A 20,323-nucleotide genomic window follows, 5' to 3' on the forward strand; every position below is an offset into this window, starting at 1 on the left:
CGGCATGCTGATCCTGATCTCCCTCATCGCGCCCGCCATGGCACTCTATTTCGACCGGTGGAGCGTCTTCCTCGCCTTGGCGATGATGCTCGGACTCGCACTCGTCTTCGCTGTCTGGACAGGCGTGGGGATGATCAGAAGCGGCTATGTGACGCGCGGTCGGGCCTTTCTTCGTGGCCTGTGGGAAGTCCCGGCCTGGGTCGCCGTGTTCTGGTTTTTCGTGCTCTTCCAGTCGCATTTCGGCCTCTGGTTTGCTCAACACCCTCTTCCCGGCCGGTATGGATGACGGTCGCCCTGCCAAAAGCCCTCTGGATGAGCCGATGAGCTTCGCCGAACACGAACTGACCGCCATGGCCGAGGAGGAGCTGGCCGCCGCCTGCGACCTGACCTGGCCGGAGCTGAAGCGGATCACCCCCTGGGGCGACAGCTATGAGGGGTTCGCGCCCTCGGGCCGCACGGTCGAGGTCGAGCGCCGTTACCTCTGGGCGCTGGAGCCCGAGGGCGCCATCGTCGTCGAGGTCGAGGTGCGCGACGCCGCCGCCCGCACCGGGGTCGAGACCCGGGCCATACTCGCCCCTCCGGCGTAAAAGGCGCGCCTGAGGAGTTGGCGGGCAACATCCGGAAAAACTTCGCACAACGGCGTTAACCTTTTCATTGCGAAGCGCGGCCGTTCCGCCATGATGTCCCTTCAACGCCCGGCCGCCCGGAGGAGGATCGCCTGATGTCAGCCCCGACGCCGACCGACTTTCCCGCGCCAGAAGGCTATTACACGCCGGAAGCGGGGGGCCTGTTGTTCAGCCTGTCGCCGATGATGACGGCGACCCTGATCCTGCTTCTGGGTCTGGCCCTGCTGCTGGGCTGGCTGTGGGGCCGTAGCAAACGCCCGGGCGACGATCCGTCCGAGGCCATCTACACAGCCATCAGGAAGGCCCTGGCCGAGGCGACCGGCGCGCCGCGCGACAGCGTCATCTCGGCGGCCCGCAAGGCCCAGACGGTGATCAAGGACCAGCTGGGCGACGTCCTCGTCCTCGCCAAGGGGCTGGCCGGTCCCTACGGCGCGCTCGGCCCGGCGCTGGATGGCGTCGACAAGAGCCCGCACAAAGGCGACCACAAGCCGGACCACAAGCCCGAAACCCACGCCGAGAAGTCCGGCGTGGAGAAGGTCATCATCAAGGCCCGCGACGTCTTCATCAGCCACGCGCCCGCGTCCGACAGTCACGACGACGACCACGGCAAGGATGGTCATGGGAACGGCCACGGCAAGGACGACAAGGGACACGGCGACAAGCCCGCCCCCGGAGGCCGTGGCGGTCATGGCGGCGACCATCCGCCGAAGACCCTGAGCGCCTCAGCCCAGATCGAGGCGGTGCGCGCCGCGATCCACAACCTCTCCGATCACTGGAGCGACAAGGGCGCGCGGATCAAGGAGCTTCAGGCGGCGCGCAAACAGCTGACCCGGGTGTCGTGACCACGTGATCGCTGATCAGGCGTCTTCCCCGGTTTCCCCTCCGAAAAAATCGGCTTAAGCCTCAAGGCATGAAGCTCGCCTCGCTCAAGCACGGCCGTGACGGTCGTCTCGTCGTCGTCTCCAACGACCTGCACTGGTTCACGGACGCCTTCCTGATCGCCCCGACGCTGCAGGCGGCGCTCGATGACTGGGAGCGCTGCGAACCCCTGCTCCGGGCCTTGGCAGAAAGCCTCGAACACGAAGCCGTGCCGCAGGGTCGGTTCCGCGAACACGACGCCGCCGCCCCCCTGCCCCGCGCCTATCAGTGGGCGGACGGCTCGGCCTATGTGAACCACGTCGAACTGGTGCGTAAGGCGCGCGGCGCCGAGATGCCCGCCAGCTTCTGGACCGATCCCCTGATGTATCAGGGCGGCTCGGATAGCTTCCTCAGCCCCCGTGATCCCATACCCTTGGCCGACGAGGCCTGGGGCTGCGACATGGAGGCGGAGATCGTCGTGGTCGTCGGCGACGTGCCCCAGGGCGTGACGGCGGAAGAGGCGCTGGAGCACATCCGCCTCGTCGGGCTGGTCAACGACGTCTCCCTGAGGAACCTGATCCCGGCCGAGCTCGGCAAGGGCTTCGGCTTCGTCCAGTCCAAGCCCGCCAGCGCCCTGTCGCCGGTCTTCGTGACCCCCGACGCCCTAGGCGACCGCTGGAAGGCCGGCAAGCTGTCGGGCGCGCTCAGCGTCCAGCTGAACGGCCAGGACTTCGGCAAGGCCGACGCCGGGGTCGACATGACCTTCGACTTCGGGACCCTGATCGCCCATCTGGCCAGGGCCCGCCCCCTGACGGCCGGCACGATCATCGGTTCGGGCACGGTGTCCAACAAGGACGCGGACGGCGGTCCGGGCAAGCCGGTGTCCGAAGGCGGCCTGGGCTACAGCTGCATCGCCGAGGTCCGCACGGTCGAGACCATCCTGCGCGGCGCGGCGGAAACCCCGTTCCTGACCTATGGCGACACGGTCCGGATCGAGATGCTGGACGACAGACATCACTCCATCTTCGGCGCCATCGAACAGACGGTTCAGAAGCTCTAGACCCCTTCCCCGAACCGGGTTTCCCGGCCTAGTCTGCGCCCTGCGGCGTCCTGCCGCAGGGGGACAGAGTTCATGACGCCGCAACAATACGGCCCGCTCATCGGCGTGGGCGTGGCCCTGCTGATCATCCTGCTGCGCAATCGCGCACCCCGGACGCTGCGGCCGCAGTATCTGTGGGTCGCCCCCGCCATCATCATTCCGCTGATGGGCCTCGCCATCTGGGGGACCAGCCTGCAGCCGGGCGCCAGCCATGCGCCCTTCGCCGTTCAGGACTGGGCGGTTCTGGCCGTCGGCCTCATCCTCGGCGGAGCGACCGGCTGGTGGCGCGGCAAGATGACCACCATCGAGAAGCACGAGGACGGCACGCTGAAGGCCAAGGCCTCGCCCCTCGGCATGATCCTGATCGTCGTCCTGCTGCTGGGCCGCAACATGCTGCGTGCCTGGCTGGAGCCGCACGCCGCCTCCATCGGCCTGAACGGCACGGCCGTCGCCGACGCCTTCCTGGTATTCGTGATCGGGACCATCGTGGTCCAGCGCATCGAGATGTACATCCGCGCCCGTCGCGTCCAGCACGGCGGCACGGACAGCCACGTCGAGGCGACGGCGTGAGGAACCTCCTCGCCGGCCTGGCCCTCGCCCTGATCGCCGTCCCCGCCCTGGCCCAGGACGCCGGAGACGACTGGGACCTGATGCGCGCCCCCCGCCAGAAGGCCGTGATCGCCGCCCTGACCTTCGACAGCGGCATCGGTCTGGGCGCCCGCTGCGTGGACGGTGCCTATGAGCTGCTGTTCTCGGGCCTGCCGCCGGTGATGACCCGCCTGCGGACCCTCAACTTCTCCCATGACGGCGGACCGGCGCGGGAGACCAGCTGGTCCGTCGGCACGGATGGAACCTCGGCTTTCAGCGACTTTCCGGCGCCCATGGCCCGCAGGCTGCGCGCGGGAGGGCGGGTCGAGGTGACCGTGCCGGCCCAGGACGGCCAGCCCGCCAAACGATTCGTTCTGGATCTGCCCCGGTCGGAGCACGCCATCGACGAGACCCTGACGGCCTGTGGCCGCCCACTGTCCGATCCCCACGATGTGAACCTCGTCTCCAGCCTTCCAGCGACGGGGGTGGCTGGCGTGGAGGGCGGCTATCGCTGGGTGATCCAGCCTCGGCCTGAGTTCCCGTCCCGCGCGCTGCGCGAGAAGGCGAATACCGGCTCGGCCAATCTCAGTTGCCTGGTTCGACCGGACGGTCGCCTCCACGACTGCGTGGTCGAGACCGAAAGGCCGGCCGGCGCCGGCTTCGGCCAGGCGGCGATCGACGGCGCCCGGCGCGCGAGACTGGGTCCGGCCTCGGACGATTCGCCGCCCGTCGCCGCCGACGCCCTGGTCAGCTTCAGGACCAACTTCTACCTGGCCGGCAACTGATCTCGTCGCGCCTGCCCGGATGGCCCTCAGTTCGGCTTGATCACCTGGGCGGAGAAGCGCTCCATCTCCTCGGCCTGGGGCGACATCTGCAGCAGGACGAGATCGAGACCGGCGGCCTCGAACGCCTCGATGCGCTCCCGGACGGTCTCTGGCGTGCCGACGAAGCCGGGGCGCAGGCCGCGGTTGGAGACCGAATACTCCCGGATCTTCAGCTCCCGCTCCAGCTGGGTGCCCGACAGCCACTGGTCGAAATTGGCGAAGCCGGCAGGCGGCGTTCCTTCGGCCAGGCCGGGGACGGTGGTGATGCGCGCCAGCTCGGCCTCGGCTTCGGCCTCCGTGTCGCGCACGATGGCGTAGCCGGCCATGCCGAATTGCATCGGCGGCAGGCCGAAGCTTTCGCGGCGCGCCTTCATGTCGGCGATCTTGTCCTTGATCACCTCGGGCGTGTCGCCGTGCATGACATAGGCGTCGCAGTGACGGGCGATCAGGGTCTTGGCGGCCTCTGACTCGCCGCCCGCATAGATGACCGGCCGCCGCCGTCCCGGGACGTCGAGAGGCTTGGGTTCGACGATGGCGTCCTTGAGTTCGTAGTAGCTGCCCGAGAAGTCCGTGCGCGGATCGGACCAGAGCTTGTCCAGCACCTGCAGCCATTCGGTGGTGCGGGCATAGCGGTCGTCGTGCTGGTCGAACTGCAGGCCGTAGCTTTCCGCCTCCTTGGCCCACCAGGACGAGACGACGTTCAGGGCCAGACGGCCGCCCGAGATCCGGTCGATATTGGCCGCCTGTTTGGCGAACAGGGCCGGCTGGTGGAAGTTCGGCCGCACCGCCGTCATCAGCTCGATCTTCGAGGTCACGGCCGCGAGCGCCGCCGTCGAGGACCAGGCGTCCAGGGCCGGGGCGTCGATCCCCTGGATGTCGTTGAGGTTCAGCTCGGCGACCAGGGTCAGGTCATAGCCGATCTCCTCGGACCGCTTCACGATGGCCGACAGATGCTCCCAGGACGCGCGCGGCTCGTCGGCGACATTCCTCAGCCAGCCGCCGAAGACCGGGGCCCAATAGCCGTACCTCATGCCGCCTTCTCCGCCTTGATCGACTGTTCGGCGACGATGCCCTTCAGCCATTCGACCAGATTGTCGTGGGGGTCGAAGCCCAGCACCTCGACGGGCTTGGCGACGAAGTTCGACAGGCCGTTGATGTCGTAGAACAGGACCGAACCGTCGCGGTCGTCGACCAGATATTCGATGCCGCCGATCTCCAGCTCGCCCGCCACGGCCAGCCGTTCGACCGCCTCGATGATCTCGAGCGGGGGCGTGGTCTTCGTCATGGTCAGGGTCGGGGCGCCGGGCCGCACCAGACAGGCGTCGGCGGGGCACAGGTCGAAGGCGTCGCCCGGGCTCTCGATATCGATGGCGTAGAGGTATTTGCCGCCCAAGGTCTCGACCCGGGTGATCTTGCCGTCGCGGCGCGGGGCGTATTCCTGAATGAGGGACAGGCCGTTGACCCCGACGGGGCACCATTTCTCGCCCGCCGCCTCGGCCAGCTTTTCGGGCGTCTCATAGCGGGTGATGCCGGCCCCGGCGCCGCCGATGTCAGCCTTGACCAGAACGGGATAGCGCAGCCCATCGGCGGCCTTGGGAATGTCGGCCTGACGGTGCGCCACGCGCGTCGCGGGACCCTTCAGCCCCAGCCGGGCGATCAGGGACATCTGCCGCGCCTTGGAGGTGTCGATGTTCAGGGCCGAGGCGTTGACCACCCGCGTCCCCTGCCCCTGCCAATGCTCGAACAGGCTCTGGGCGTAGAAGATCGGATGCTCGGGCTCGCGCAGGAAGGACGACATGGCCACGCGACTGAACACCACCCTGGCCGGCGCGGGCGAAGCCGCCGGGTCGAACGTATTCCCCGCCAGCGGGACTTTCACGTAGGAGACGCCATGCCGGTCCAGCGCCGCGAACAGCGGCTCGAACCATTCCGGATGCTCATAGACGATGGCGAGGTCGGGCAGTTCGGTATCGGTCATGGCAGGGCAGATGCGTTACACCACGCTGAAACGCAAGTGGGGCCCGGCGAATTCCTTTCGGGATCAGGCCGGTTCGGGCGGAAGCGCCGCCAGCCGTTCGGCGGCGGCCGAGGCTGAGGGGGCGTCGACAAGGGTGCGTCGATACCAGGCCCGGGCCCTGGCAGGGTCCGACCGCGCCTCGTACCGGCGGCCGATTTCCACTCCCACTTCAGCCTGCCAGGGGCGCACCCGGGCCGGCTCCGCGGCATAGGCGCGATCCATGCCCTCGTAGGCGCGTTCCAGCATCGACAGGGCCTCGCCCGTCCGGCCCTCGATATCGAGAAGATCGGCGCGGTTGATCAGAAGGCCCCAGTCTTCGGGATGATCGGCGAGAGCCCGGTCATAGATGCGGGCGGCCTCCGCCAGACGTCCGCTCGCCGACAGGGCCAGGCCGAATGCCCGCTGGACCTCCGGGTCGCGAGGCCGCGCGACGGCCGCGCGTCCAGCCAGCTCGACCGCTCGCCGGAGATCCGCTGCGGCGGCGGGTTCGGCCAGGCGCCCCGAAGCCAGGGCCGCCCTCAGAGCACTGCCCGCCGGGCGCGGCGCGTCTCGACCGTCGGGCCAGCGCATATGTTTCTGGACCAGGGCGCCGGCCAGACCCGCCTGGGCCTCCGGCGCGTTCGGATCAACCTTCAACGCCCGCTCATAGAGGACGATGGCGGCCTCGTTGTCGGTGCGGGTGAACTGGTAGTAGCTGTCGGTCGCCCGCGCGACCGTCGCGTCCTCTGCCGTCGGCGGCGCAGACCGGACTATCGCGAGCGCGAGCGCGGCCGCGCCTACCGCCGCACAGACGGCCACGGCCCCCACGGCGGCTTTTCGCGACGAGAGGCGACGAGCCCCGCTCCCGGCCTTCGCCCCGGCGTCCGGCGGGGCGGCGACCAGCCGGTAGCCGCGCTTGGGAATGGTCTCGATCCGCCCGGCGGGACGCCCGGCGCCGGCGGGCCCCTCCAGCGCCTTGCGCAGCTTGAAGACACAGCGCGACAGGGCGTCGTCGCCGACGGTCGTGTCGGGCCAGAGCGTCGCGTTCAGAACCTCGCGCGAGAAGACGTGGCCCGGGCGAGAAGCCAGCAGGAACAGCAGGTCCATTACCTTGGGCTCCAGCATCCGGCTCTCGTCGCCGCGCCGCAGCCGGCCCTCGTCGCGATGGGCGCGCCAACCGCCGATCTCGACGACGTCAGAAGGGATGGCGGACATCGTCAAAAGGCGTCCCGGTCAGAAAAAGGTCAGGGAAAGGGGAGGTCGCCGTCATTCCGTCCACGGTCCGACGCTCCTACTCTTTCGGTCAGCTTCGGTGACCAGCTTCAGGGGTATGGACGTGCGGATCAAGACGTTTGGCGCGGCGATGGGACTGGCGGTGGCGATGGCCGTCGGCGGGGTGGACGCGGCCGTCGCCCGCCCTCTGCAGACGACGGCGGTTGCGGCGGAAACGGCGGTCCCGGCGGAGGCGATGCGTCAGGACTTCGCCGACCTCTATGCGACGCTGAAGCTGGCGCACTACGACCTCTATGCCCGCACCTCCCGCACCGACTATGACCGGCTGTTCGCCGACATGAATGCCCAAATCCTCGCTCCCATGAGCCGGGCCGAGGCCGCCGCCTTCTTCCAGCGCTTCATGGCCTTCGGCCATATCGCCCACGCCCGCGTCGACGCCGCGTCCGAGGCCTATGGGGCGTACAGGCAGGCCGGGGGGCGGGCCTTCCCCCTGGACGTCCGCATCCGCGGTGAAAGGTTCTTCGTCGCCCTGAACGGGTCCGGATCCACCCTGATCGCGCCGGGCGACGAAATCGTGTCCATCGACGGGATCACGGCCGCCGACTGGTTCTCCCGCGCCGCAACCCTGATGTCGGCCGACACCTCCTATATGCTGGGGACGATGATGGAGGGCGGGTTTCGCCGCCTCCTGTGGAGCACGTTCGGAGACGTCGCCGGGTTCGACCTGGTCCTGAAGCGCGGCGATGGTCCGTCCTTCGCGGTCACGGTTCCGTCGCTCAGCGCCGCCGATCTGACCGCCGCCCAGGCCGGACAGCCAACTCGCCTCGAGCTGAGCTGGACCGCCCGCGAGGCGCGGATGCTGGGCGACGGCGTGGCCTATCTGCGCCCCGGCCCGACCTACAACGTCGAGGCCCAGACCGAGGCCACGGCCTATGACAACACCGCCTTCCGGGCCTTCGTCGACAAGGCGTTCGAAGACTTCCTCGACGCCGGAGCGACCGATCTGATCCTCGATCTGCGCGACAATCCCGGCGGCGACAACAGCTTCAGCGACCTGTTGCTGGCCTGGTTCGCGACCCGGCCGTTCCGCTTCACCTCGTCCTTCACCATCAGGGTCAGCAGCCAGACCACCGCCTCCAACGCAGCGCGGCTGACGGCCGCCGGCAACGACCCTACGGGCATCTCGGCGTCGATGGCCCGGGCCTATGCGGGCGCGACGCCGGGGACCGCCATCGACTTCCCCATCCCCCTCGTCGAACCGCGCGCCGGGCGGCGTTTCAACGGCCGCGTCTACGCCCTGATCAACCGCCGCTCCTATTCCAATACCGTGGCCATGGCGGCGACCCTGCAGGACTATGGTTTCGCCACCCTGATCGGCGAGGAGACCTCTGACCTGGCCACCACCTATGGGGCGATGGAGAGCTTCACCCTGCCCCGCACCGGCCTCGTCGTCGGCTATCCCAAGGCCTTCATCGTCCGCCCCGACGGCGATCGCGACGCGCGCGGCGTGGCCCCGGACATCGCCGTCGAGACCCCCATCCTGGAAGGCTTGAACGACCCTGTTCTGGAACAGGTCGTCGCCCGGGTGAAGGCCTCGCACAACCCGACACGGCCCCGATAGTCCGGCCGAGGGATGCAGCGGCGACACGGTTCGCGGCACAGGCGGCGCCACAGCACAAAAGTCATCTTGCCGTCACGCAAACGAAGCGGAGCCGTTACGGGCTGGGCCTAGAGCCTCCCCCGACTTTTGGGGGACCGCGTCATGTTGTCACACATTCGATACACTCGTCTGGCCGGGCTTCTGGCCGGAACCATGCTGGCCACGGCGGCCGGCGCCGCCTTCGCCGGCGAGCCCGCCGCGCCCGAGACGGCGACCGCCACCGCGCCCGAAGCCGGGCCGGACACGGTCGACGAGATCGTCGTCATCGGCGCGGGCCAGACCCGGTCGGTCTCGACCCTGACGCCGCAGAACCTCGACACCCTGCCGCCGGGAACCAGCATCCAGAAGGCGCTGAACATCCTGCCGGGCGTCATGGCCCAGTCGATCGACGCCCTCGGCGTCAACGAGCAGTCGCTGTCGCTGCAGGTGCGCGGCTTCTCGACCACCCACCTCGGCTATTCGCTGGACGGCATGCCGCTCGGCGACGGGGCCTATAACAACTACAACGGCCTGACCATCAGCCGCGCCCTGATCTCGGACAACCTGGGCCGCGCGGACCTGGCCACCGGCATCGCCGGCCTGAGCATCCCGTCGACCAGCAACCTGGGCGGCGCGATGATCTACACCTCGTCCGACCCGACGAAGGACATGGGCTTCCGGGCCGCCCAGACGATGGGTTCGGAGTCCTCGCTGCGTTCCTTCCTGCGCTTCGACACCGGCGAGCACTACGGCCTGTCGGCCTATGTCTCGGGCCAGTACGCCCGCCAGGACCTGTTCGTGAACCAGGGCGACCAGAACACCTCGACGGGCGCCCAGCTGAACGCCAAGGCGATCTACGACTTCGGCCGCGGCAAGATCACCGCCTTCGCCGACATCTCGCGCACCAACCAGGCCGACGACGCCTATCTGTCCAAGGATATGCTGGGCCGCCTCGGCTGGGACTGGGCCGGCTATGCGCCGAACTGGGCCGACTATCTGAGCCGCGCCTCCTGTTCGGTGGCCTCGCTGGCGGCCAAATGCGTGACCTCGACCGCGCCCGAGAAGCTGTCGGACGTGACCTATACCAACGGCCAGATCCTGCGGAACGACGAGCTCTACTATCTGGCCGGCGACTTCGACATCACCAGCGCCCTGACCGCCCGTTTGCAGGTCTACAAACACACCGACAAGGGCGCCGGGAACAACTTCATCACCGGCCTGTCCAACCAGGGCACGACCACCACCGCCGACGACCTGCCGGTCCAGATCCGCGACACCCGCTACACCATCGACCGTGACGGCGTGGTCGGCAGCCTGAAGTGGAACATCGGCTTCAACGAGATCCAGGCCGGCTTCTGGCTGGAAGAGAACACTTCCAGCGCCGCCCGCTACATCCGCACCGATGTGAAGGGCCCGATCGATCTGGGCCGCTTCTTCGGCGGCACGCCCTCGACGGCCCAGTGGGTGCAGGAGACGGACTGGGAGACGCGCCAGTTCTACGTGCAGGACACCGTGCGCCTGCTCGACGACCGCCTCACCATCGATTTCGGCTTCAAGAGCACCTACTCGAAGTCCGACGCCGAGGCCATTCGCGGCATCGCGACCAACGCCCCGCCGGCCACCAGCCAGTTCGCCACCGGCAGCCTGACCGCCGAGGACAATTTCCTCCCCGAGGTCGGCGTCCACTATCAGCTGGCCCCGGGCCATGAGCTCTACGTCAGCTATGCCGAGAACATGGCCATGTACCAGGGCGGCTTCAAACTGGGGCCGCAATCGGTGACCCAGACGGTCTGGGACGCCCAGGGCCGGTATCTGGAGCCGGAAACCTCGAATAGCTGGGACGCCGGATACCGCTATGTCAGCGGTCAGCTGCAGGTCTCGCTGGCGGCCTATCACGTCAACTTCGACAACCGCCTGCTGCAGTACAACCCCTGCCCGACCAACCAGCAGCAGAACCCGGGTTGCGGCAACTCCTTCCACAACGCGGGCAGCGTGACCTCGAACGGCGTCGAGCTGGGCCTGCTGTGGAAGCCCCTGCCCTGGCTGACCTGGTACAACTCCGCCTCGTACAACGAGACCACCTATGACGACGACCTGAACTGGTGCACCACCACCTGCGTGGTCAAGGCCACCGCCGGCAAGCAGCAGGTGGACACGCCCAGGGAGCTGATCGCCAGCGTCCTGACCGTGCGCAACGGGCCCTTCTCGGCCTCGCTGCAGGGCAAGTACACGGGCGAGCGCTTCTACACCTACACCAACGACGCGGGCTTCGACGGCTATACGACCTTCGACCTGGGGGTCAGCTACGACCTCGACGCTGCGGTGTCGGGGGCGAAGTTCTCGGTCAACATCACCAACCTGACCGACATCCGCTACGCCTCGAACTTCGACTCGAGCGTCTTCGCGCCGGATGACGCCGCCGGCTCGATCCTGGTCTTCCATGCCTCGGCCCCGCGCCAAGTGTTCGCGACGATCAGCTTTGACTTCTAGGCCCCGTTCGGGCTGACCTTCGGGGCCCTCCCGCGCCGGCGACGGCGCGGGAGGGCTCTTCTGCTTTCGGGAGAGACCGTGTGAAGACCTTCAAGATGCTGTCGGTGATCGGCGCCGCGGCCCTGCTGTCCGCGACGGGCCCGGCCCTCGCCCAGACCTTCACCGTCGCGGTCGTGCCCGACACCCAGAACTATTCCGACATCGCCCTGCCCCAGCCGCGCGGGGCCGAGACCTTCGCGCGCGAGATGCAGTATCTGGCCGACCAGAAGGGCCCCAAGAACCTGGCCTTCGTCACCTTCGTCGGCGACATCATCCAGCACGGCGACGGCCAGTTCCGCCTGCCAGCCACGGACACGGCGCCCGCCCGCGACATGGATACCCGCGCGGAGTGGGACATCGCCAACCGCGCCGTCTCGATCCTGAGCCGCTCGGGCGTGGCCTTCGGCATGGTCCCGGGCAACCACGACTACGACAATTACAGCTGGTGGGCCGAGGACGGCGGGCCGGGCGCGGCGCGGCCCCTCGCGGGCGGGCGGGCGTTCAGCTTCTACTTCGGCCCGACCTCGCGCCATTTCGCGGGCAAGAGCTGGTACGGCGGGGCGACCGAGAACGGGCTGAACAGCTTCCAGACCTTCCAGGGCGACGGCAAACCGTTCCTGCATCTGTCGCTGGAGATGGACCCGCCGCCGGCCGTGCTGGACTGGGCCCAGGGCGTGATCGACGCCCACCCGAACGTCCCGGTGATTATCTCGACCCACGAGTGGCTGGCGCCTTCCAAGACCGGAGCGACCGACCGCGCCAACGGGACGGCCAGCCTGTTCGCCGGGACCGATCACCTGTCGCCCGACCAGATCTGGGACCGGTTCGTGCGCAAGAACCCGATGATCTTCATGGTCCTGAGCGGCCATGCCTATACCCCGGCCGTCGAGGGGGTGTCGCTGGGCGAGAACCTGAGGATCGACCACAATGACGCGGGCTTCCCCGTCTATCAGGTGCTGCAGGACTTCCAGGGCAACACCGTAGGGCCGGACGGTCAGGCGGGCTCGGCCAACGGCGGCGGCGGCTGGCTGCGCTTCATGGAGTTCGACGTCGAACGCCGGAAGATCCGCTTCTACACCTACTCCCCCCTGCTCGACCGCTATGCCGGCCGCGACGGCGAGGCGACCTTCGGCGTCGCGGCCAGCTACTCCGAGTTCGAACTCGACTTCCCTGAGCAGCTGCTGACCCGGCATTGAGCCCGGACGGAAGGACGGTTTCTCTGGACACCGGTCCGACCTCTGGCTAGGTCAACAGCCTCTGCGGGCCCCGATGGTGGAACTGGTAGACGCGCCGGATTCAAAATCCGGTTCCGAGAGGAGTGCCGGTTCGACCCCGGCTCGGGGCACCAGCAGAGATCAGACCGCGAAGGCGCGAATGAAGCGCTGGGCGGTTTCGCGGGCGCGGGCTTCGATATCGACCTCGGGATGCTCCAGACCCAGCATGGCGCGCAGATGCCCGTGGCCGATGGCCATGGACGAGAACATCTCGGCCGCGTGATCGGGATCCGGCACCCTCAGCAGTCCCTTGCGGTCCTGTTCGGTCAACCAGGCGGAGATGCGGCGCAGGCTGGCGGCCGGGCCGCCCTCATAGATGGCCTGGGCGATGCCCGGGATGGGCGGCGACATCAGGGCGACGCCGCGCAGGCTTTCGCCCTTGTGGGCGTGGCAGACCTTGGTGATCAGGGTCGTGGCCAGGGCCGTCAGGACGGCCTCGGGATCCCCGTCGGTGCGCAGGGGCGCCGTGATGGCCTCGGAGCGCCGCTCGGCCAGGGCGTGGGCCAGTTCGGTCTTGGAGGCGAAGCGGTTGTAGAGGGTCTGTTTCGAGACCCCGGCCCGTTTGGCGATGGCCTCCATCGACACCGCCCCGCCCAGTTCGTGGAACAGGGCGGCGGCGGCCTCGAGAATGGCCTCGCTCTTGCGCGGATCGATCTGGCCGGCGGCTCTGGGCATCTCAGTGCGCGTCCGACGGCGGGGCGGACGGATTGGGCCTCACGGGCCGGGCGAACAGGGTGACGAAGGCCGCCACGGCGCACCCTATGCCCAGCACCGCGAAGGCGTCGCCGAAGGCCAGGGTCGTCGCCTGCTGCTGCATCATGCCATAAATGGCCTTCATCGCCGCCCCGTCCGGATCGATGGAGGTCGAGAACCGATCGGCGATGCCGGTCATCATGTCCTGCATCTGCAGATTGGTCTGGCTGATGCGGCTGGTCAGCTCGCTCATGTGCGCGGCGGTGTTGGTGGTCAGGGAGGTGTTCAGGAAGGCGAGGCCGAAAGCGCCGCCGACGTTGCGGAACAGGTTCACGAGGCCCGAGGCGTTCTTGACCATGTGCGGCGGCAGGGTCGACATCGTCACCTGCTGTGAGGCGATCATGGCGATCATGACGCCGACGCCGCGCAGGGCCTGGACGCTGGCGAACTGCCAGAAGCCCCAGTCGTCGGTAACCAGGCGCGCGTCCCACATGCCCCAGGCGCACAGCATGAAGCCGCCGAACATCAGGATGCGCGGATCCAGCGCCCGCACCAGACGGCCGGCGAACGGGCCGGTGGCGAACATGGCCAGACCCGAGACGATCATGGTGGTGCCGACTTCCGACGGTGAATAGTGACGCACCCGGCCCAGGAACAGCGGCAGCAGGAAGGTGCCGCCGAACAGGGCGAAGCCGACGGTGAAGGTCATGACGACCCCCACCATGAAGTTGCGGTTGGCGAAGGCGCGCAGCTCGACGATCGGATTGCGATAGGTCAGGGAGCGCCAGACGAAAGCCGGTCCCGCGGTCGCCGCGACGATGGTCAGGACCAGGATCAGGTTGTCGTTCAGCCAGTCGTTCTTGGAGCCTTCCTCGAGCACATACTGCATGCTCATCAGGAAGGTCGCCATGAGGCCGAGACCCCACCAGTCGAACCCTTTCGCCAGTGACGGATCGCCCTTGTCGAAATTGGCGTAGCGGCTGACGAGGAACAGCACCGCCATCCCCGGGATGACGTTGATGAAGAACAGCCAGCGCCAGCTCAGCCACTCGGTCAGGTGCCCGCCCAGGGTCGGGCCGACGGTGGGGGCCAGGGTCACGATCAACCCCATGACCACGCTGGCCGTGACGCGCTTGTCCGGGGGGAAGGCGGTGAAGGCTACGGCGAAGACGGTCGGGATCATGGCCCCGCCGACGAAGCCTTGGAGCGCGCGGAACAGGATCATGGTGTCGATCGAGTTCGACAGGCCTGTGGCCACGCTCATGATCAGGAAGCCGGTGCAGGACAGCAGAAACAGGCGCTGGGTGCCCCACAGCCGCGACAGATATCCCGACAGGGGGATCATCACGACCTCGGGGATCAGATAGGCGGTCTGGATCCAGCTGATCTCGTCGGCGGATGCGCCGACCCCGGCCTGGATCTGCGGCAGGGAGGCCGCGACGATCTGGATGTCGAGGATGGCCATGAACTGGCCGATGACCATGCCCGCGAAGCCGAGCAGCAGCATGGTCCAGTTGATCTCGGGGTGACCCGCGACGGGCGCGGCGGCAGGCTTGCCCCCGCCCGCCGGCGCCGCCCCCTCGGAGGCGGTTGCGTCGGTCACTCGTGTGCGCCCGACTGGCCAGCGGACTGGGTGGTCGAGGCGTCGGCCAGACGCGTCTGGCCGGTGGCGGCCTCGGCGAAGCTGACCCCGCCGGGGCTCTTCAGATCGACCTTGACCTCCAGCGACAGGCCGGGGCGCAGGGCGGCGCCGCCGTGGGCGCGGCTGACCACGATGCGAACGGGCACGCGCTGGGTGATCTTGGTGAAGTTGCCGGTGGCGTTCTCGACCGGGATCAGGGCGAACTCCGAACCGGTGGCGGGCGAGAAGCTGTCGACGCGGCCGGTGATGTGCTGACCGGGGAAGGCGTCGGCCCTGATCTCGACGGTCTGACCGATGCGCAGGCGATCCAGCTGGGTCTCCTTGAAGTTGGCCACGACATAGACGTCGCCCAGGGGCACGATCGACAGAATCTGGCCGCCGACGCGGACATACTGGCCGACGCGGACGCTGCGGGCGCCGACGACGCCGGCGGTGGCGGCGCGGATCACCGTGCGGTCCAGATTGGTGCGGGCGACCTCGACCTGGGCGCGGGCCTGTTCGACGGCGGCGACGCTCTGGTCGCGGGTCGAGCCGAGGACACCGATGTTGTGCTGTTCGGCCGAAAGGGCGGCCTGGGCCTCGGCGACCGTGGCCTGGGCGGTCTGGGCGCCGGCGCGTTCGGTCTGGATGCCCTGCTGCGAGACCCAGCCCTGCTGGGCCAGCTTGCCGTAGCGGTCGACGCGGGCGTCGGCGAGGGCAGCGTTGGCCTGGGCCGAACGGACGGCGGCGGCGCGCGAAGCGATGGTGGCCTGTTCCTGGACGGCGCGGGCGTCGACATTGCCGACGGCGGCGAGGGTGGCGGCCAGATTGGCCTCGGCCTGGGCCAGCTGGGCCCTGGCGTCGGCGTCATCCAGCTTGACCAGAATCTGGCCGGGCTCGACACGCTGGTTGTCGGTGACCAGGACCTCGGTGACGTAACCGTTGATCTGGGGACTGACGAGGGTGGTGTCGGCCTGGACGAAGGCGTTGTCGGTCGCCTCCCAGCGCTGCTTGTTCTGCCACCAGAAGAAGCCGCCGATGATGAGGGCGAGGACCACGACACCGGCCACGATCAGGGGCAGGCGGTTCTTGAGAGCGGGAGCGGGCATGGACGACCAGATGTTGGGAGACGGGCGTTCGGGGAGGAACGCGCGTTAAATAGACCCAATCGTCCAGAAAACAACCTCACAAGCTGTAAGGAATTTTATCAGCCGGGCGCCTGTGTCCGTTTGGTCGCAGACAGGCGATTTACCTGTCCCGCTGACGGCCCGTCGCCGTTCGGTATGTGGGGATCCGGCGCCGGTCGCGCCAGTGGCGGTCCGCGTCTCAGTCGGCTTCGGGAGCGTTCTTGTCGCGGTTGCGGGAGGAGACGCCGCGCGACTTGCCGATCGAACCGCGACGGCGGCCGAGATGGCGCAGCTTGGTCGGCTGGCCGAGATAGTCCCAGACGAGGGCGCCCAGGAAGACCACGATGATGAGAACCCCGAGGACGATCATCCGCCCGTCTCGATCTGCAGGAGTGAAGAACCGCCGTTACCCTAGGCCAGATTGTAAAATGGGCCAGTCAAATAATGCTGCGGCGCAGCATTTTGGGGCCCTATGCGGTTGCGGCGAAGCTGTCTGTGGCGCATGGGTCACGGCATGACGAGGCCCTCAGACCAGACTCCTGCGTATGCTGCCGAACTCGAGGCGGAAGCCAAGGTCGCGGCGAAGGGTCCGGGCTTCCCCGAGTTCGTGTGCATGATCGCCCTGATGATGGCGCTGAACGCCCTGGCGATCGACTCGATGCTGCCCGCCCTGCCGGCCATGGGCGACGCCCTGGGCGTGGTTTCCGAGAACAGTCGGCAATGGATCGTCACCGCCTATCTGCTGGGCTTCGGCGTGGCCCAGATCGTCTACGGGCCGCTGGCCGACCGGTTCGGGCGCAAGCCCATCCTGATGATCGGCGTCGGCATCTATGTGGCCTTCAGCGTCGTGGCCATGCTCGCGCCCAGCTTCGAGACCCTGATCATCGCACGGGTCGGACAGGGGCTGGGCTCGGCGGCGACGCGGGTGCTGGCCGTGTCCATCGTGCGCGATCGCTTCAGCGGCCGGACCATGGCGCGGGTGATGTCCCTGAGCTTCCTCGTCTTCCTGGGCGTGCCCATCCTCGCCCCCTCGCTGGGCCAGCTGATCCTGCTGTTCGCGCCCTGGGAGGGGATCTTCGCGGTCCTGGCCTTCGCCGGGATCGCCCTGATGATCTGGACCGGGCTGCGCCTGCCCGAGACCCTGCATCCCGAGGACCGGCTGCCGATCGAGGCGAAGCGCATCGCCGGGGCCTTCAAGGCGGTGGTCACCAACCGTCAGGCCATGGGCTATACCCTGGCGATGGCGGCGGTGCAGGGCGCCCTGTTCGGCTTCATCAACTCCTCGCAGCAGATCTTCTACGACGTGTTCGAGGCCCCGGGCCTGTTCACCACCGTCTTCGCGGTGATCGCCGGCGGCATCGCCGTCGCCTCGATCGTCAATGCCCGGATCGTGGTGAAGCTGGGCTCGCGCAAGATCAGCCACACCGCCCTTCTGGGCTTCACCGGCATCGCCGCCGTCCATGCGGCGGTGGTTCTGAGCGGCCATGAGTCGATCTGGAGCTTCGCCGCCCTGCAGGCCATGACCATGTTCTGCTTCGGCCTGATGGCCGGGAATTTCGGCTCCATGGCCATGGAGCCGATGGGCCATATCGCCGGCACCGCCTCCTCGGCCCAGGGGTTCATCTCGACCATCATCGGCTCCCTGACCGGCTTCGCCATCGGCCAGCAGTTCAACGGCACGGTGGCGCCGATGATCGTGGGCTTCACCGGCTGCGGCCTGATCGCCATCGTCGCGGTGCTGTTCGCCGAACGAGGGCGGCTGTTCGTCCCGCGCAACCCGGTCCCGGCCCCCGCCGCATAAGGGGTTGATCTCCGACGCCAACGGGTCTCAGGTCCGCGCCGAAGTTCAACGGAGCGTTCCATGTCCCGCAAGACTGCCCCAACCAGAATGGGTGTCTCTATCCTCGCCTTGAGCGCCGCCCTCGCCGGCGCGCTGGCCGTCGCCGCCTGCCAGCAGCCCGCCGCCGACCCGGCCTCGGACATGCCGCCCCTGCCCGCCTCGGCGACCGCGCCGGTGACCTATCCGAAGGACATCCACTCCTACGCCCAGCCGCAGATCGCCCGGGTCAAGCACGTCGACCTGAACCTGACCGCCGACTTCGCCGCCCACACCCTGTCGGGCACGGCGGCGCTGGACGTCACCGCCGAGCCGGGCGCGACGCAGATCGTGCTGGACAGCCGCAACCTGGACATCAAGGCCGTCCGCGACGCCAAGGGGCCGCTGTCGTTCGTCCTCGGCGCCGCCGACCCGATCCTGGGCCAGAGCCTGACGGTGACCTTCCCGGCCTTTGCCGCAGGCGAGACCCGCAAGATCTTCATCGACTATGCGACGAAGCCCGACGCGGCGGCCCTGCAGTGGCTGACCCCGGCCCAGACGGCGGGCGGCAAGCAGCCCTTCCTGTTCAGCCAGGGCGAGGCCATCCTGACCCGGACCTGGATCCCGACACAGGACAGCCCGGGCATCCGCCAGACCTACTCGGCCACCATCACCGTCCCCGAGGCGCTGAAGGCGGTGATGAGCGCCGAGATGCTGACGCCGAACGGCGAGAAAGCCCCGGCCCTGAACGGCCAGCCCATGCACAGCTACCGCTTCCGCATGACCAACCCGATCCCGCCCTATCTGATGGCCATTGCCGTCGGCGACCTGGCCTTCGCCTCGGAAGGCGGGCGCGTCGGGGTCTGGACCGAGCCGAGCCGTCTGGAGGCGGTCAAGGCCGAGTTCGCCGAGATGGGCAAGATGGTCGACGCGGCCGAGGCCCTGTACGGCCCCTATCGCTGGGGCCGCTATGACGTGCTGGTCCTGCCGCCCTCCTTCCCGTTCGGCGGGATGGAGAACCCGCGCCTGACCTTCGCCACGCCGACGGTCATCGCGGGCGACAAGTCGCTGGTCTCGCTGGTGGCGCACGAGCTGGCCCACAGCTGGTCGGGCAATACGGTGACCCACGCCGTCTGGGCCGACTTCTGGCTCAACGAGGGCTTCACCACCTACTTCCAGAACCGCATCATGGAGGCCGTCTACAGCCCCGCCCGCGCCCAGCAGGAGCGGGTGCTGGGGTGGGACTCCCTGCAGGAGCAGCTGAAAACCCAGCCGGCGGCGGACACCCGGCTGCACCTCGACCTGACCAGGCGCGATCCCGACGACGGCATGACCGACATCGCCTATGAGAAGGGCGCGGCCTTCCTGGAGACCATCGAGCGGACCATCGGGCGTCAGCGTTTCGACGCCTGGCTCAAGGGCTACTTCGACCGCAACGCCTTCCGGCCGATGACCTCGGAGCTGTTCCTGCAGGACATCCGGGCCAACCTCGTGAAGGGCGATCAGGCGCTGGAGCAGCAGCTGAAGCTGGACGAATGGGTCTATCAGCCCGGCCTGCCGTCGAACGCCGTGGCACCGACCTCGGCCGACTTCGCCGCCGTGGACCGCGCCGCGACGGCCTTCTTCGCCAACCGGGGCCCGGCCTCGGCCATACCGTGGAAGGGCTGGAGCACCCAGCAGCGGCAGCGCTTCCTGCAGTGGCGTCCGGCCAACCTGAGGGATGGGGCTGACTGGATGACCAACCAGCAGTTGGCGGACCTCGATCAGACCCTGAACCTGGAGCACGAAGGCAACTCCGAACTGACCTTCGCCTGGCTGCAGATCGCGGTGGCCCATCGCTATCAGCTGGCCGTGCCGACGCTGGAGCGCTTCCTGACCTCGCAGGGTCGCCGGAAGTTCGTGATGCCCCTGTTCACCAGCCTGTGGAAGGAGGGCGACTGGGGCCGGCCTCTGGCCACGCGCATCTACGCCCGGGCCCGGCCCGGCTATCACCCGGTGACGACGGGTTCGGTCGACGCCCTGGTCGGCAAGCCGGCAGGGCAGTAACCGCCGGCTTTGCACTCGAAAAAAGCGGGTTCAAAAGGTGCAATCCTGAAAGCGGGCCGACAGGTTCGCCCCGCAGACGGCTGGATTCGCCCGACTTTTCAGAACCGCTCTCGTTGCACTCAAGTGCACTGAGAGTGCAAAGGCGCGCGCGGCCCGATGCGCGTCAGGGGATGGCGATGTCAAAGACCCGGGCGGAGCATAACCCGTCGCACGGGACTGCTGGACCGAATGGGGCGGCGAAACGGCAAGGCCTTGATCAATAGCCGCTTTGAACGCGCGGGGATGCGAACTGGCGGTCTTGTTCCGCAGGAAGCCACTGTCCTCGGCAGGGCCTCTGTGACAGATCAGCTCCCG

At 68.2% G+C, this 20,323-nt stretch carries 18 protein-coding genes and 1 tRNA gene; 12 read left to right on the top strand and 7 right to left on the bottom strand.

The features are described from left to right. Positions 1-4: 4 nt before the first annotated feature. From IFJ75_RS15120 to IFJ75_RS15145, 6 genes are all read left to right on the top strand, one after another. On the top strand, positions 5-286 hold the full coding sequence (locus tag IFJ75_RS15120) for a hypothetical protein (RefSeq protein ID WP_207869085.1): 282 nt from the start codon (positions 5-7) through the stop codon (positions 284-286). Positions 287-320: 34 nt separating this feature from the next. Continuing rightward, positions 321-587, top strand: coding sequence for a hypothetical protein (locus tag IFJ75_RS15125; protein ID WP_207869087.1), 267 nt, complete (start codon positions 321-323; stop codon positions 585-587). Between the two features lie 134 nt (positions 588-721). After that, positions 722-1,468: a hypothetical protein gene (locus IFJ75_RS15130; protein WP_207869089.1), complete on the top strand. Its 747-nt coding sequence runs from the start codon at positions 722-724 to the stop codon at positions 1,466-1,468. 68 nt (positions 1,469-1,536) lie between these two features. Next, entirely contained in the window at positions 1,537-2,544 is a 1,008-nt protein-coding gene (locus IFJ75_RS15135) for a fumarylacetoacetate hydrolase family protein (protein WP_207869091.1), read from the top strand. A gap of 72 nt (positions 2,545-2,616) precedes the next feature. Then, positions 2,617-3,153 (top strand): CcdC protein domain-containing protein, encoded by a 537-nt coding sequence (locus IFJ75_RS15140; protein WP_207869093.1) that lies wholly within the window; start codon positions 2,617-2,619, stop codon positions 3,151-3,153. Then, complete coding sequence (locus tag IFJ75_RS15145; protein ID WP_225896847.1) at positions 3,150-3,956, top strand: energy transducer TonB; 807 nt, start codon at positions 3,150-3,152, stop codon at positions 3,954-3,956. The genes IFJ75_RS15140 and IFJ75_RS15145 overlap by 4 nt, the downstream gene beginning before the upstream one ends. Positions 3,957-3,982: 26 nt before the next feature. Here IFJ75_RS15145 and IFJ75_RS15150 read toward each other — a convergent pair whose 3' ends face one another. The 3 genes from IFJ75_RS15150 to IFJ75_RS15160 form a co-directional block, all read right to left on the bottom strand. Continuing rightward, positions 3,983-5,026 carry an LLM class flavin-dependent oxidoreductase gene (locus tag IFJ75_RS15150; protein ID WP_207869095.1) on the bottom strand — a complete coding sequence of 348 codons (1,044 nt, stop codon included), beginning with the start codon at positions 5,024-5,026 and terminating at the stop codon, positions 3,983-3,985. Beyond that, positions 5,023-5,973, bottom strand: a complete 951-nt coding sequence (locus IFJ75_RS15155; RefSeq protein ID WP_225896848.1) for an ATP-grasp domain-containing protein — start codon at positions 5,971-5,973, stop codon at positions 5,023-5,025. The genes IFJ75_RS15150 and IFJ75_RS15155 overlap by 4 nt, the downstream gene beginning before the upstream one ends. A 63-nt stretch (positions 5,974-6,036) precedes the next feature. After that, a complete protein-coding gene (locus tag IFJ75_RS15160; protein WP_207869097.1) occupies positions 6,037-7,206 on the bottom strand; it encodes a winged helix-turn-helix domain-containing protein in 1,170 nt (389 codons plus the stop codon). Between the two features lie 97 nt (positions 7,207-7,303). Here IFJ75_RS15160 and IFJ75_RS15165 point away from each other — a divergent pair, with 97 nt between their 5' ends. From IFJ75_RS15165 to IFJ75_RS15180, 4 genes are all read left to right on the top strand, one after another. Then, entirely contained in the window at positions 7,304-8,845 is a 1,542-nt protein-coding gene (locus tag IFJ75_RS15165; protein ID WP_207869099.1) for a S41 family peptidase, read from the top strand. A 141-nt stretch (positions 8,846-8,986) separates the two neighbouring features. Then, positions 8,987-11,353, top strand: coding sequence for a TonB-dependent receptor (locus IFJ75_RS15170; RefSeq protein ID WP_207869101.1), 2,367 nt, complete (start codon positions 8,987-8,989; stop codon positions 11,351-11,353). 80 nt (positions 11,354-11,433) lie between these two features. Continuing rightward, positions 11,434-12,588 carry a metallophosphoesterase family protein gene (locus IFJ75_RS15175; RefSeq protein WP_225896849.1) on the top strand — a complete coding sequence of 385 codons (1,155 nt, stop codon included), beginning with the start codon at positions 11,434-11,436 and terminating at the stop codon, positions 12,586-12,588. Between the two features lie 67 nt (positions 12,589-12,655). After that, positions 12,656-12,740, top strand: a tRNA-Leu gene (locus IFJ75_RS15180). A gap of 7 nt (positions 12,741-12,747) precedes the next feature. On the opposite strand, the gene IFJ75_RS15185 is transcribed toward IFJ75_RS15180, so the two are convergent. The 4 genes from IFJ75_RS15185 to IFJ75_RS15200 form a co-directional block, all read right to left on the bottom strand. Beyond that, a complete protein-coding gene (locus IFJ75_RS15185; protein ID WP_207869103.1) occupies positions 12,748-13,341 on the bottom strand; it encodes a TetR/AcrR family transcriptional regulator in 594 nt (197 codons plus the stop codon). Between the two features lies 1 nt (position 13,342). Then, positions 13,343-14,962, bottom strand: coding sequence for a DHA2 family efflux MFS transporter permease subunit (locus IFJ75_RS15190; protein ID WP_225896850.1), 1,620 nt, complete (start codon positions 14,960-14,962; stop codon positions 13,343-13,345). Next, entirely contained in the window at positions 14,959-16,089 is a 1,131-nt protein-coding gene (locus tag IFJ75_RS15195) for an HlyD family secretion protein (protein WP_207869105.1), read from the bottom strand. Before IFJ75_RS15195 ends, IFJ75_RS15190 begins: the two co-directional genes overlap by 4 nt. A 217-nt stretch (positions 16,090-16,306) precedes the next feature. After that, positions 16,307-16,477 (bottom strand): hypothetical protein, encoded by a 171-nt coding sequence (locus tag IFJ75_RS15200; protein ID WP_207869107.1) that lies wholly within the window; start codon positions 16,475-16,477, stop codon positions 16,307-16,309. Positions 16,478-16,621: 144 nt separating this feature from the next. Between IFJ75_RS15200 and IFJ75_RS15205 the strand changes: the two genes are divergently transcribed. Both IFJ75_RS15205 and IFJ75_RS15210 read left to right on the top strand, forming a co-directional pair. Next, positions 16,622-17,908, top strand: coding sequence for a multidrug effflux MFS transporter (locus IFJ75_RS15205; protein WP_207869109.1), 1,287 nt, complete (start codon positions 16,622-16,624; stop codon positions 17,906-17,908). Between the two features lie 87 nt (positions 17,909-17,995). Next, positions 17,996-19,969, top strand: a complete 1,974-nt coding sequence (locus IFJ75_RS15210; RefSeq protein ID WP_207869111.1) for a M1 family metallopeptidase — start codon at positions 17,996-17,998, stop codon at positions 19,967-19,969. Positions 19,970-20,323 lie beyond the last annotated feature (354 nt).

The organism is Brevundimonas goettingensis (assembly GCF_017487405.1).
Taxonomy (GTDB): Bacteria; Pseudomonadota; Alphaproteobacteria; order Caulobacterales; family Caulobacteraceae; genus Brevundimonas; species Brevundimonas goettingensis.

Bases quoted from the DNA above. Each gene is read 5' to 3' on its own strand.
- IFJ75_RS15150 (WP_207869095.1), bottom strand. From the start codon at position 5,026: ATGAGGTACGGCTATTGGGCCCCGGTCTTCGGCGGCTGGCTGAGGAAT.
- IFJ75_RS15195 (WP_207869105.1), bottom strand. From the start codon at position 16,089: ATGCCCGCTCCCGCTCTCAAGAACCGCCTGCCCCTGATCGTGGCCGGT.
- IFJ75_RS15205 (WP_207869109.1), top strand. From the start codon at position 16,622: ATGACGAGGCCCTCAGACCAGACTCCTGCGTATGCTGCCGAACTCGAG.
- IFJ75_RS15200 (WP_207869107.1), bottom strand. From the start codon at position 16,477: ATGATCGTCCTCGGGGTTCTCATCATCGTGGTCTTCCTGGGCGCCCTC.
- IFJ75_RS15210 (WP_207869111.1), top strand. From the start codon at position 17,996: ATGGGTGTCTCTATCCTCGCCTTGAGCGCCGCCCTCGCCGGCGCGCTG.
- IFJ75_RS15155 (WP_225896848.1), bottom strand. From the start codon at position 5,973: ATGACCGATACCGAACTGCCCGACCTCGCCATCGTCTATGAGCATCCG.
- IFJ75_RS15120 (WP_207869085.1), top strand. From the start codon at position 5: ATGCTGATCCTGATCTCCCTCATCGCGCCCGCCATGGCACTCTATTTC.
- IFJ75_RS15185 (WP_207869103.1), bottom strand. From the start codon at position 13,341: ATGCCCAGAGCCGCCGGCCAGATCGATCCGCGCAAGAGCGAGGCCATT.
- IFJ75_RS15135 (WP_207869091.1), top strand. From the start codon at position 1,537: ATGAAGCTCGCCTCGCTCAAGCACGGCCGTGACGGTCGTCTCGTCGTC.
- IFJ75_RS15170 (WP_207869101.1), top strand. From the start codon at position 8,987: ATGTTGTCACACATTCGATACACTCGTCTGGCCGGGCTTCTGGCCGGA.
- IFJ75_RS15140 (WP_207869093.1), top strand. From the start codon at position 2,617: ATGACGCCGCAACAATACGGCCCGCTCATCGGCGTGGGCGTGGCCCTG.
- IFJ75_RS15130 (WP_207869089.1), top strand. From the start codon at position 722: ATGTCAGCCCCGACGCCGACCGACTTTCCCGCGCCAGAAGGCTATTAC.
- IFJ75_RS15125 (WP_207869087.1), top strand. From the start codon at position 321: ATGAGCTTCGCCGAACACGAACTGACCGCCATGGCCGAGGAGGAGCTG.
- IFJ75_RS15160 (WP_207869097.1), bottom strand. From the start codon at position 7,206: ATGTCCGCCATCCCTTCTGACGTCGTCGAGATCGGCGGTTGGCGCGCC.